The organism is Mucilaginibacter conchicola, assembly GCF_003432115.1.
Classification (GTDB): Bacteria; Bacteroidota; Bacteroidia; order Sphingobacteriales; family Sphingobacteriaceae; genus Mucilaginibacter; species Mucilaginibacter conchicola.
Genome location: NZ_QWDC01000003.1, coordinates 830,772 through 843,045, shown reverse-complemented (window position 1 = coordinate 843,045; position 12,274 = coordinate 830,772). Strand labels below are relative to the sequence as shown.

Sequence of the window (12,274 nt, the reverse complement as noted above, 5' to 3'; positions counted from 1 at the left end):
TGTCTTTTACAATGAAGGCATCAACCGGGAGTTCAGTTCCTTCGGGTTTCCATTCGTGCGCGCTTCCGCGCAGACCAGCAGGTCATTTTGTTGGTATGCGTAGGGGGACTGACAACGCGGGCAAGGCGGGATTTCGGTCATGATCATTTGTTTTTAGGCTCGAATATACGGATCGCTTCGCAGGGGGAACGTGTTTGTGACGAAGATCATATTTGACGGATAAGCCCCCCACAATTAAAGTCAGGAAGGTACGCTTTTTTAAAACGGTGAATGCCGGGTGTCCGGCAAATTTATTCTCAACGTAGGTTTATGGGGTTGACTCCTACCTGCCCCCTTTCAGGCCAGGTAGGAGTTTCTGATTTATCATTGGGACGGGTGTTATTCGCTCCGCAAACTTTTCACCGGGTTGGCCATCGCTGCTCTGACGGCTTTCAGACCTACGCTGGCCCATGCGATGGCAACCGAGGCCAGGATCGCCCATAGGAATATGCCGGGACCGATGGTGATTCGGTAAACGTAATCCTCGAGCCATTTATTCATCAGGAAATAACCCAAGGGGGCGGAAATGATAAAAGCGACAAGGATCAACAGCGTGAATTCTTTTGAGAACAGGTAGACAATATGAGCCGCCGAAGCACCTAAGGTTTTGCGGATGCCAACCTCTTTGGTACGCTGCGCGGCCATAAAGGACACGAGTCCATAAAGGCCGAGGCAGGAGATAAAAATGGCTATCCCGGCGAAGATCTTATAAAGTGTGGAAAGTTGTTGTTCTTTCTTGTAAAAACCGGCGATGGTCTGGTCAAGGAAACGATATTCGTAAATACCTTCGGGATAGGTTTTGTTCCAAAGGCGTTCGATGCCGGAAAGCGTTTGCTTGACATTATGCGGTCCTATCTTAATATTGAGTTTGGAATACTGGTCTTTCCAGGCGCCCATCAGCACCGGTGGGATCGCATTGCGCAGTGAACCGGCGTTAAAATCTTTTACTACACCTACCACCGGCGCACTCATATTCTTTCTGTTCCAAAGGATAATATTCTTTCCAAGCGCCTGTTTGGGATCGGTGATACCAAGTTTATGCATCAGCGTTTCGTTGATCACATAACCAGTCACCGTATCCGTATTGGGGTAAGCACCACCGGCTACGAACTCCATGCGGTAAAGTTTAAAAAACTCCGGATCCGCCCATTTAAGGCAGGAGGCAAAGTCGGTGGGGTTTGGTGAATGATCAAACTTGAAGTCACTGTACCAGTCTCCGTCATCAGAGGGTCCAAAAGTACTTAGACTAACGGCGTTTACTCCTGGCTGTATATTCAGTTCGTTTACCAACGTATTCACTTTGGCTTTCCCTGTACTGTCGCCGGGATACGGCACATTGATCACGGCTTCTTTATCAAAACCGAGTGATTTGTTTTTGAAATAGTTCATCTGGTAAATGAGGATCAGCGTACCGATCACCAGGAACTGCGCGATACAGAACTGGGTGACAACCAGCACCCTGCGTAACGAGATACCGCTTGCTTTGCCGGCATTCACCTTATTGCGTAAAGCAGTTGTCGGGTTAAACCCTGACAGTACGAGCGCCGGGTACAGTCCGGCCAGCAGCGTCACGCCGCATGTTATAGCAATTAAGAACAGGCTCACTTCCGGGCTGATGAGTAGTAAAGCGCTCAAACGTATTTCCAACAGGCCATTCAGCATGGGCAGCGTGATTACGCAGGTCATACAAGCGGATAGTATGGCGAATAACGTGATCATAAAAGTTTCGCTGATGAACTGAAATACCAGCTGCCGGCGGTTACTGCCCAACACCTTGCGGACGCCTACCTCTTTGGAACGGTTCACGGCCTGCGCAGTAGCCAGGTTGATAAAGTTCACACAGGCGATAACGAGCAGGAACAGGCCGATCAGACTGATCACGGCTATCAGTTGCCTGCTGAAGGTATGTCCGCTGTATACGCTGGTTTCGGGATCATAATGAATATCTTTTAGGGCCTGCAGGCGGTAAGTTCCCCTTTTTTCGTATGGCGGCGGGGTATGTCTTTTGGTAAAAGCTGCGAGTTCCTTGTTCAGCCGGCTTTCACTCAAACCTTCCGGCAGTACGATATAGCAGTGCTTAGCGCCGAAGGTGCTCACCCAATCGGAAATATTGTTCTTCAGCGCTCCCCGTTCGCCTACGAGTGTTGTCCAGGACATGGCCAGCTTGATGGGAATATCGGTGTTAACAGGCGGATCTTCGAAGATCCCGGTCACCTGCATATTGGTGTTGTTCTCCACCCGGATGGTTCTGCCCATTGCTTTGTGCCAGTCGCCAAAGAATTTGTCTGCCTCGTTTTTGGAAAGAACGATGGTATTAGGTGCGGTCAACGCAGTTTTCTTGTTACCGGCCAGCCAGTTGAATTTGAATATGTGGAAGAACTCAGGATCGGTGTAATAAGCCAGTGTTTCTTTAAACTTCTTTACAGCAGCACCCTGCCCTGTTTTGGTTTCATCGTAAATATAGAACGAACCGTCGCTTTGCATGATATCGGATACCTGTTTAAGCTGGGGGAAATCCGTCTTTAATCCTTGCGTAAATGGCAAAGGCGTCCCTACTCCGGTATGTACGCCGTCAGGCCCGCTGGTCACCCGGACGATCCGGTAAATTCTGTCTTTATCAGTATGATAATTATCAAAGCTGGTTTCATACTGAACCACCAGGAAGATCAGCATACAGGCCGCGATGCCGATGGCCAGGCCGGCAATATTGATGCTGGTATAGCTTCTGTTGCGGAGCAGATTGCGCCAGGCGATCTTGAAATGATTTTTTAACATGAGGTATCGGTTTTGTTTCGTAACCGCCTGGTGTCGAGCGGTATTTTGATACGAAAGTAGTCCCGGAAATGCTGCCGGGCGTCCCATGTTATAATTCGGTCGCTCTTTTTCCTGTTCTTTTTTGTACGCTGCGGGGCTTTTGCCGGTCATTTCTTTAAAAACGCGGTTAAAGGTGGTCTTGGCATTGAAGCCTGATTCAAGAGCCACACCGAGCAGGGTTAAACGGTCAAAGGCCGGATCCTGTATTTTGCGGCATACTTCCGCCACCCGGTATTCGTTGATCAGGTCGTTAAAACTTTTTTTGAGTACAGTATTAATGATCCTGGAGAGCTCGTTGGGGTGCATCTCCAGCTTTGCGGCAAGCGCCTGTAAACTGATTTCCGGATCCAGATAGTAACGGTTGAGTTTGATGCTTCTTTTCAACCAGATACCTTTTTCCCTTATGCCGTCTTGCGGTCGCGGTTTTAAGTAAGCAATTGCGGCCTGCGGGGGATCATAGGTCCTGAAGAAAGCCCTGCAGGAAAGCCAGATCATCAGTATGCCTGAAACGGGTACGAAAAGATAACTGGCCTTGCGGTTTAGCTCACTATTGCCGGAAATATAACCGGCCGTTTCAAACAGCAGGCTTAAAATGCTTAACACCCCTAAAGCAAGTAAAGGCCATTGCAGCCATCGCCATTCTTTTCGGTGCCGGTCGCCGCTATTGAACGCTATACGGTCGTAATGGGTTGTAATTTGTTGGTGAATGGCATATAGGTAAAGCAATATGGAAACCGGGGCCAACCCGATGGGGCCGGGCACAATGCCGATCAGTATCAAAGGAACGAAATGCAAAAGGTGTTTGAGTCTTAATTTGCTGTTTGGTTTGGTGATTTTACGCACATAAAAAAACAGCAAGGGCCCAAGGCCGGGCAGCGGCGAAAGCGGGCAGTTGTAAAGGTTTTGCAGGGCGGCGAATAAGGCTGCGGCGGATAAGACAGTGCTGAACATTGCCAGCGCCAGTATCCGGTTCTGCGGTCCGCGGGATTTTGCGGCATACCATAGTAAAGCCGTTGTCGCGATACCAGTGAAGATGACCGCCAGCAGAGCGAGATGGTAAAGGCTGATATGAAATATATAGTTATCCAATCCTGGGATCGTACACAACCCTTATTCCAAATATCTAACGTATTGTTTATTAATAGTTTATCTATTTTACGAAATTTTTAGCTGTAATGAAAACGGACGGTATCCTGTACGGTTTCAGCAGCAGACTTATCTTTTGAAATATTGATCTTTCATCATAGACGGACAGTACGGTGTCCTTCATCTTGGGATGATGTATGCCAGGACGGGCTGGACTGGTCAGCACAACGAGGCAACATCTTCGGATTTTGTTGTGTGAAATAATATTACCCGAAAATGATCGCGAATTTCTATATCCGTTACGTACCTTTGCTACAAACCCCTAAGGCATGAACTTTGAACAAACCCTCGGTCGTTCAATGCGGCTCAGGCGCGACATTGCGGATAATACCGCTTTGCTCGTGAGCTCCACTGAGCGCTTTAAACGAAACATCGGACTGACCGTCTATCACCGGCTGCATTCGAAACTTGTTGCCGGCCATGAGGACAGTGCCGCGGCTTTGCTAAGCACAATCATGGCAGAGATGAAGGCGTAATCAGACAGTCTGCTGTATTTTTCTCGTTTTCCGTTCTCATCATGCTCCGGCAGACATCGCGGGCTTCGCATTGTTGCGTTCAATTTCCAAAACGACGGCATGCAGGGGCTTGCTAGCCTTGCAATGAAGGCTTCTTATCACTTACGGGGCGGGTTGGCTAAAGAACTTTATTGTTGATTTTAAGGATGATCTGCTCCGGCCCTAAAATATGGTCGGGGTGATCGTTGGCGATCAGGTTCTGCGGCATCAGCGGAAAATCAGCGGTGACGGGGTCCTGGACGATCACCAATCCTTCTTTATCTTCGATGGCTTTTGCGCCTTCCAATCCGTCATAGCCTGCGCCGGATAATATGATGCCGATAGATTTATTGCCCGCTGACCCGGCAATACTTTCAAAACAGTGATCGATCGTCCGGTTGATCTTATCTTCAACCGGGCGGCCTTCAACGGATAAAAAGCGGTCCTGGAGCTTCATTTGTTTGCCGGCCGCCATGACATAGATCTTCTCGGGCTCTACGTACTCTATCGTTTCGACGGGGATCACTTCCAGCGGCGTCAGTCTTTGCAGGATCCGGTCCATTTTACTGGCATGATCTGCTGGGATGTGCTGCACAATGATAAGGGCTGCATTAATGTCGGCTGGAAGTCCTTCGATGATGGTCTTTAAAGGGCCGAAACCGCCGGCTGAGGACCCGATTCCGATGACGTAAAAGTCGTAATGATTCATAGTTTTACTGGTCTGGTAAAAGCTGCGCGTGGCCTCAGCTTTTATGGATTCAACGGTGCTCCCTCCAGGAGTGCTTTAACGATCGCTGCCGACGCGGCTTCCCCGAAGTCAAGACCGGAATAATCTGGGTTGTAGCCACCGATAAATGGGACGGCCATGATGTAAATGCGTTCGTTGAGGGCATTATACTCATCGACAGCCTGGAAGCTGTCATTGATGGTAATGCCCGGCACCGTCAGGAAATACCGTCCGTCGCGGTCCTGGCCGGCCTGTTTATTATTTTTTAGCTCCTCTGCTCCCTTTTGCGGGTCGCGGAAATAGATCCGGGCGCGGCTGACCGTTTTGTCTTCTACCAGCCCTCTGAAGGGCAACTCTTCGTAGGAAAGGTGCGGCTGACCGATGCAATCCACAAAAGTTTGATAGCTGTCATGTCGACTTTCTCCCCGTTCGTCTTTATAATGGTAAACAATGCCGCCGGTCTCAAGGGGTTCCACTTCGCTGTCATCCCCTACCGGAACGATATCCAGGTGCCCGGCCCGGTGCATGGCCAGCATTTCTGCCGCCGAGCTTTGCGGTAGATAGGCGATCACAACGGAGATCAGCGGCATAAGCTCGCGCTTGAGGCGAAGCATATCTTCCGCGGAAAAGTATTTGGCGGGATAGTTCATCGCAAAGCTGAGCACGCCGAGCATTTCTTTCCAGTAAATGGATTGCCTGCGTTTGATAGACTTTTCCGCTTCGGTATATTCGGCTGCCAGCAGCTGGAAGGCGTCCACCCTTTCGCGGAGCGCCATGACCTTGGCAACGAAGCCTTCGATAGAAAGATCCTTGATCTCTTCATAATACCCGGGATCGTTTTTCCGGATACCGGCCTTAAAATTCCGGTCGAATACGTGATCCAGCGGAAGGAAGCCTTCGTTGTGCGCCCGCACCTCTGCAATTTCTTCCGGGCTCATGATGGTATTTTTGCCGAGGTGGGAATCTTCGAGGTGAAAACGCAGGGCCGGCAACAGGCCGTTGCGCGAATGCATCACGATGCGGAACCCCGGGGTTGCAGCATCTGCCTGGTAGGTATATTGACCGCGCTGGTCTTTACCGAATGTACCGTTGTACCTGCCCAGGGTCCGGATGGCATCGATCGCCGTCAGGGACGAGCCGCGGACCGCGATGGCATGGTTTGCTTTAAATGCGAGCTTTGACGGCGGGTAAGGCGAATCGAAGTACCCCGGGATCTTACCTTCCTGCGTTTTGGGCCAAAGATGCCCGGTGCAGATGATGACCCGGTCGTATTCTGCCTTCCGCCCGCCGTTTAGGGTAATGTTCACTTTTCCGTCTGCCGGGTTGTCCGCCACGTCAGTTACGGTAGTATGATAGTGGACGGTAGTCGCGATACCCGATTCTTTGGCCTTGTTTTGTAGCAATTTGAACTGACCGGCCAGGTATTGTCCGAAAAGCAAACGCGGGAGGGTCTTGTATTCGTTAAATCCTGCGGGATCGATACCAAACTTATCGAGCGTGTCTTTGGGGACGGAACCTATCCATTCAGCTACGGGCGTTACAATATCCGGTATTTCGTTTCCCGATACGTTCGTGATATGTTCATCGTTTGCCCCTGCCCTGCTGTAGGGCATGCCTGCACCAAGGCGGTCCGCTTTTTCATAGATGTCGATTTCGATCGTGTTTTTGCCCGATTCGATAAGCCTTTTATAAATAAATAATGCGCTGGGCCCGCCGCCGAGTACCGCTATTCTTAAGGTATTTGGATTTGTTTTCAATGGTCAGTGAGTTGCTTGAAAGAACAACCCCAGTCTAACAAGTAAACAGGTTCATTGTGTTGGTACGATTTGTGAAATAAGAAAATTATAGAATTATACTGATAATAATTTATTTACAAATTTAAATTTAACATCATGCCTACTACAAAAAAAAGCACCAAGTCAGAAGCGTCAAAAGAGATGCGTGACCCGAAAAATTCCAAATCAGAGAAAAGCGCCGCAGCGAAAGAACTGAGCAGCGGCAGCAAGAAAAACAGCAAATAAGATCATTGTTGTTTGTGATAAAGGTGCGGTCAGAAAAGGCCGCACCTTTTTTATTTAAGGGTATCTGCTATGCATCAGATTCCATAAAACTGAGCGCGCGGGACTGATAACCCGGGCCTGGTGCAAGCCTGACCGCGCTAATTCTTCGCCCTGCTCTTTAAATGCAACAGTGATGCTTAATAAAACAGACATTTGTGCTAACTGTTCCCGGACGGTAGCCTGCCTGCGCCTCTTATCTTATCAGATTTTAATTGAATTTAATTTTAAATAGAAAAGTAGTAATATAAATTAAAATTGGAGATGTATTTGATGTGCAAGGGAAAACGGTGAACTATGAAACGGATACTGGTCATTGATGACGATGAAGATCTTCTGGAAATTTTCAGCCTGATATTTAAAGATGCGGGCTATAATATAGTGACCTCTAATCATAGTGAGACGGCGCAGCAGATCGTTGAGATCGGGCCCGACCTGGTCATACTGGATATCCGCATAGCCGGATCCCCGCAAAACGGCGGGGAGATCTGCTCGGCTATCAAGCAGAAATTCAGGGATGCGCCGATACCGGTACTGTTGATATCCGGGGAAACCAACATCAGCGATATCGCTTTTGGCTGCGGGGCCGACGGATTTATCAAAAAACCGTTTGACATCGATAGTTTGCTTACCGAAATCAAACATTATTTTAAGTAAAATGGAACAACAACCCGAACCTGCTAACCGTATTGAGCTTGGACAAACGAACCTGACGGCGTTTTTTATCGACCACCTGAATGTGATCTATGCAGCCAAAGCCCATCTTGTTGATAAGCTGCCGGTGATTGCCGCTCATGTACATTACATCGACCTGCACGAAGCGATCCTGGAAACGGTCAGCGACGTCCAAAAACAGATGGTCAGAATGGAGATGGTGATGGCCATGATGGACGCCAGGATCACGAAGGAAAATTGTGCGGCGATGATCGGTATGATCGATGACGTATTCGCTTCCATCCAACATTATACGGGCCGCGACCGCGGCCTTCGCGACCTATCGATCGCAAATTATATGCAGCAGATCGAAAGCGTAGAGATGGCTTCTTTCCAGATCCTCGAAATGGCCGCTGTCAAATTAAAGGACAAGCAGGTGAAGCAGCTGCTCAAAGAATGTTATAACGAAGCGCGGACCGACCGGACGCTCATGTTACTGATCGCGACCAAATACATCACGGCAAAGTAGGAATCAAGAATTCACCGTGCTTTAAGAAACGCTGGTTTAGAAACTGCATACAGATACGGATTCGAAGCCTTTGCAAACGGCTACCTGGTGTTACACTGTCCGGAATTGCACTGTTTTAGTGATGAATTAACTCAAACCTGATGCTGACCTTTTTGCTTGGCGTGTTTACAGATAAAAAACCCGCTTCGTCCGGTTTCCGCTTTTGTTTTATATGAATTTTAAATCTTAATGAGCGATGCCTCCTGCGCAAGATAAACAGCAACGAAAAAACATACTTATTTCCGGCGCCAGCATTGCCGGGCTGACACTGGCCTATTGGCTTAACCACTATGGTTTTGAGGTGACGGTTGTTGAAAAAGCTGCGGAACTAAGGCTCGGCGGACAAAACATCGACGTGAAAGGACCTGCCTGGGAGATCGCTCAGAAAATGGGTATAGCGCAAAAGATCCGCCGTGCAGATACCACTGAGGCGGGTATCCGGTTCGTCGATACAAAAAACAAAGTGCTTGCGGAGTTTCCCAAAGGTCACCCGATGAGTATGACCCAGGAACTGGAGATCTTGCGCGGTGACCTGGTGAAGATACTTTATGAACTGACAGAAGACAAAGTCTCTTATCGCTTTGGTGATCACATTACGGGTATCAGCGAACAGGCCGGCCACACAGAAGTGTCGTTTGCCGGCGGGAAAAAAGCAGAATATAGTCTGGTTCTGATCGCGGAAGGCATTGGTTCTTCTACCCGAGCTATGGTTTTTAAAGACGTGGTGAAATTCAGGTATCTGGGCCTTTATACGGCTTATTTTACCATCGAAAAACAAGACACGGACACCCGCTGGGCGCGCTGGTGCAACGCTCCGGGCGGTATCGTGTTTTTACTTCGTCCTGATCCTTACGGAACCACGCGCGCGAGCGTTACGTTGAAGGCAAAGGAAAAAGCCTACAAAAACCTTGACCCGGAACAGCAAAAGAAAGCGCTGACAGCGGCCATTAAAGATGCCGGCTGGGAAGCGCCCCGGCTTGCGGAAGAGATCAGCAAGAGCGGTGAACTATACTTCGAGCGTCTCAGCCAGGTCATCTCGCCTGTATGGAGTAAGGGCAGAACAGCGATGACCGGGGATGCAGCTTATTGTGTTACGCCCATCGCCGGCAAGGGTACCGACCTGGCTATGCTCGGTCCGTATATCCTGGCAGGCGAGATCGCCGGAACGGATGACCATCAGCTCGCTTTTTTCAATTACCGGCAAAAGCTGGAAAGTTATGTTCGCGAAGCGCAGAAACTTCCGCCCGGCATACCCTTATTGGTCTATCCTGAAAGCAGGACCGGTGTGAGGCTCATCAACTTTTTGTTCCGGATATTCGGAAGCAGGCTGGTTAAAAACCTGGCCCTGCGGTTGAGCAGAAACAAAAAAGCACCGGCAAAGACATTTGAATTACCCGTTTACAAGGATTAAAACCTGGTTTTAGGGGGTTTCAGTAAAGGAAAAGAATGCGGGTAGCGCAGCCTTGTGACCGGAATTTCGTTCCGGTCATAAGGCATTATACAGATAAAAGGATCATGGCGATGGCGCCACCCCCGGGACGATTACGTATGTCCATCTTACCCCCATGCCCTTTTACGATAATGTCATAGCTTAAAGATAAGCCCAGGCCGGTCCCCTCACCCGCAGGTTTTGTCGTAAAAAAAGGTTGCATGATTTTACTCAGCGCAGGTTCCGGGATGCCTGTCCCGTTATCCGCAATGCTAATCTCGAGCATGCTATTACATGGCGTCAGCGTTAATTCCAGGGTGGGCTGATAATCTTTTTCGTGCAGGTTCAGTCGCTGCCGCATGGCGTAAAAAGCGTTATTAAATATATTGAGGAGTACTCTGCCGATATCCTGCGGCGCCAGCGTGACCAGAGGGAGGTTATCTTCATACCGTTGCAGGACCTGAACGTTAAAGGAACGGTCTTTAGCTCTGACGGCGTGGTAAGACAGGCGGAAATATTCTTCGATGAGTTTAACCATGTCTGTCGTCTCCCTGCTGCCATTCGAAACGCGGGAATGTTCCAGCATTCCTTTGACAATATTATCCGCACGCTTTCCGTGCAGGTTAATTTTTTCCAGGTTCTGCCTGATGTCTGTGCTGAGATGCCTCGCTTCCTCCAGGTCACCTTTGTCGAGCTCTTCTTCGAGTTCAGAAATCAGTTCGGCGCTGACCTCTGAAAAATTGTTCACAAAATTTAATGGGTTCTGTATCTCGTGGGCTATACCGGCGGTCAGTTCACCAAGGGAAGCCATCTTGGCAGCCTGGATCAGCTGATCCTGTGCCGTACGGAGTTCATCCAGGGAACGGGTCAGCGCCGACGTACGTTCCTTTACCTGGATCTCCAGCTTTTCGTTCTGGTGGGTAAGCAGTTGTTGCTTGTCCTGTTCATAAGCAAGGTTTTGCGCAGATAAATTTTCGACCTGGACAAGTTTATCCCGGAGCAGGTTGCTTTTCAGAGCGAATTCACGGGCCAGGTATAAAGAAATGCCCAGCGCAGGCGCGAGGTAAATAACCCCGACGAAGGTTTGGAACCAACGTATATCGACCTGCAGCCCGCGGTACTGCACGACCGCAGATACAATCGCTGCTAAAACGGAAGCTCCAAATCCTGCGGCAATGATGCCTGCACCGGGCCGGCGTGCTGTCAGCGCTTTGACCAGCAAAAAAATGTGTACCGAGGTAAACAGGATCAGCGTACCGTCGAAATTCAAAAATCCTGAGCCATAGAGGAGGATGCTGACCGTGCTCAGGATGTAGATCACCCACATGCCTGCGATCAGCTTTTTTGCTCTGAACCCGAAAAGGGAACTCAGCGCCCTTGCCGACCAGATCCCGGTCATCAGGGACAATATAAAAGAAGGTAACCGTACTAAGCTGTGCAAACGGAGGTCATGGAAACTTGCCTGGGCCGCTACCATAAAAAAAGTAATGGTCGAAATAACGGCATACCAGCTGAAATAAAGGTTGGCACGCTGGGTCGGGTCGTAACGGTAAAAAGACAGGTGCAGCAGGCTCAACAAGGAGAAAACAGACAGTAGAACGATGTACACCCCGTTACTCTCGTTCACGGCCTGACTGGCAGCCTGCCAGTTGTCGAAACTATTCAGCCCCAGCATAAAAAAGGAATTATCCATTTTTATATAAAACGCCGTTTGCCAGGGCGCGAATCTCACGGCAAAAACATGCTCTCCCTCTCCGTCAAGACGGATTTCCTCAGGCGGCAGATTTGCGCCGACCGGTACAACGGAAGCCGGCCGCGAGCTGAGGACTCCATACTTTTTAACCAGCTTCCCGTCCAGGTATATCTCAGAAGCGCAGTTTTGAAAAACCGACAGCAATAAGGCCCGTCGGGAAAGTTGATCCCCTACCTTGAAATGCATCCTCATCCATCCTATCCTTGTCTTTTTGAGTTGCGAAAGCTGGTCCATGCCGAGTGCGGGATCGATAGGCGTCCATTCAGCGTCATTGATCCCTACTCTGGCAAAAGAAGGGTTATCTATGGTAGTCATTCGCCATCCTTTGCCCAGGCTTAAACCTTCGGGGGGAAGATGATCATAGGAAATCACTTCCTGGCCACGGGCTCCGGCATCGATGAGTAAAAAAACGATCAGAAAGAATGATAAGGGTTTGAAGGACATAAAATTTGTTCAGAATACTAATATAGCTCAAATTACGACATCACGTTACCTGCCCTGCTATATTCTCCGGCACCGGCTTTTCAAAAGATCATTCCGGCCGTCATCTCTTACAAAATTCCGGTTTCCTTTGAACAAAAATATGGTGTTCC

10 protein-coding genes are annotated in these 12,274 nt (G+C 49.2%); 5 read left to right on the top strand and 5 right to left on the bottom strand.

Features of this window, described 5'->3' with window-relative positions; genetic code table 11:
• Positions 1–6: 6 nt before the first annotated feature.
• Entirely contained in the window at positions 7–141 is a 135-nt protein-coding gene (locus D0C36_RS25020) for a hypothetical protein (protein ID WP_394339853.1), read from the bottom strand.
• Between the two features lie 237 nt (positions 142–378).
• Positions 379–3,942 carry an ABC transporter permease gene (locus D0C36_RS20530; RefSeq protein WP_117393561.1) on the bottom strand — a complete coding sequence of 1,188 codons (3,564 nt, stop codon included), beginning with the start codon at positions 3,940–3,942 and terminating at the stop codon, positions 379–381.
• Between the two features lie 326 nt (positions 3,943–4,268).
• Between D0C36_RS20530 and D0C36_RS20525 the strand changes: the two genes are divergently transcribed.
• The gene (locus tag D0C36_RS20525) at positions 4,269–4,475 is read left to right on the top strand and encodes a hypothetical protein (protein WP_117393560.1); all 207 of its coding nucleotides are present in this window, start codon (positions 4,269–4,271) and stop codon (positions 4,473–4,475) included.
• A 157-nt stretch (positions 4,476–4,632) separates the two neighbouring features.
• Here D0C36_RS20525 and D0C36_RS20520 read toward each other — a convergent pair whose 3' ends face one another.
• Positions 4,633–5,202, bottom strand: coding sequence for a chemotaxis protein CheB (locus D0C36_RS20520; RefSeq protein WP_117393559.1), 570 nt, complete (start codon positions 5,200–5,202; stop codon positions 4,633–4,635).
• Between the two features lie 41 nt (positions 5,203–5,243).
• Positions 5,244–6,977, bottom strand: a complete 1,734-nt coding sequence (locus D0C36_RS20515) for an FAD/NAD(P)-binding protein (protein WP_117393558.1) — start codon at positions 6,975–6,977, stop codon at positions 5,244–5,246.
• A 135-nt stretch (positions 6,978–7,112) separates the two neighbouring features.
• Between D0C36_RS20515 and D0C36_RS24895 the strand changes: the two genes are divergently transcribed.
• The 4 genes from D0C36_RS24895 to D0C36_RS20500 all read left to right on the top strand — a co-directional run bounded on the left by D0C36_RS24895 (position 7,113) and on the right by D0C36_RS20500 (position 9,910).
• Entirely contained in the window at positions 7,113–7,241 is a 129-nt protein-coding gene (locus D0C36_RS24895; protein WP_262512211.1) for a hypothetical protein, read from the top strand.
• A 333-nt stretch (positions 7,242–7,574) separates the two neighbouring features.
• Positions 7,575–7,934 carry a response regulator gene (locus tag D0C36_RS20510; RefSeq protein ID WP_117393557.1) on the top strand — a complete coding sequence of 120 codons (360 nt, stop codon included), beginning with the start codon at positions 7,575–7,577 and terminating at the stop codon, positions 7,932–7,934.
• Position 7,935: 1 nt separating this feature from the next.
• A complete protein-coding gene (locus D0C36_RS20505; RefSeq protein ID WP_117393556.1) occupies positions 7,936–8,460 on the top strand; it encodes a DUF892 family protein in 525 nt (174 codons plus the stop codon).
• A gap of 235 nt (positions 8,461–8,695) precedes the next feature.
• On the top strand, positions 8,696–9,910 hold the full coding sequence (locus tag D0C36_RS20500) for an FAD-dependent monooxygenase (protein WP_117393555.1): 1,215 nt from the start codon (positions 8,696–8,698) through the stop codon (positions 9,908–9,910).
• A gap of 85 nt (positions 9,911–9,995) precedes the next feature.
• Here D0C36_RS20500 and D0C36_RS20495 read toward each other — a convergent pair whose 3' ends face one another.
• A complete protein-coding gene (locus tag D0C36_RS20495) occupies positions 9,996–12,125 on the bottom strand; it encodes an ATP-binding protein (RefSeq protein WP_117393554.1) in 2,130 nt (709 codons plus the stop codon).
• Between the last annotated feature and the right edge of the window lie 149 nt (positions 12,126–12,274).

Excerpts from the sequence above, each read along its gene's own strand:
- D0C36_RS25020 (WP_394339853.1), bottom strand. The coding sequence starts at position 141 with ATGACCGAAATCCCGCCTTGCCCGCGTTGTCAGTCCCCCTACGCATAC.
- D0C36_RS20525 (WP_117393560.1), top strand. The coding sequence starts at position 4,269 with ATGAACTTTGAACAAACCCTCGGTCGTTCAATGCGGCTCAGGCGCGAC.
- D0C36_RS20520 (WP_117393559.1), bottom strand. The coding sequence starts at position 5,202 with ATGAATCATTACGACTTTTACGTCATCGGAATCGGGTCCTCAGCCGGC.
- D0C36_RS24895 (WP_262512211.1), top strand. The coding sequence starts at position 7,113 with ATGCCTACTACAAAAAAAAGCACCAAGTCAGAAGCGTCAAAAGAGATG.
- D0C36_RS20510 (WP_117393557.1), top strand. The coding sequence starts at position 7,575 with ATGAAACGGATACTGGTCATTGATGACGATGAAGATCTTCTGGAAATT.
- D0C36_RS20505 (WP_117393556.1), top strand. The coding sequence starts at position 7,936 with ATGGAACAACAACCCGAACCTGCTAACCGTATTGAGCTTGGACAAACG.
- D0C36_RS20500 (WP_117393555.1), top strand. The coding sequence starts at position 8,696 with ATGCCTCCTGCGCAAGATAAACAGCAACGAAAAAACATACTTATTTCC.
- D0C36_RS20495 (WP_117393554.1), bottom strand. The coding sequence starts at position 12,125 with ATGTCCTTCAAACCCTTATCATTCTTTCTGATCGTTTTTTTACTCATC.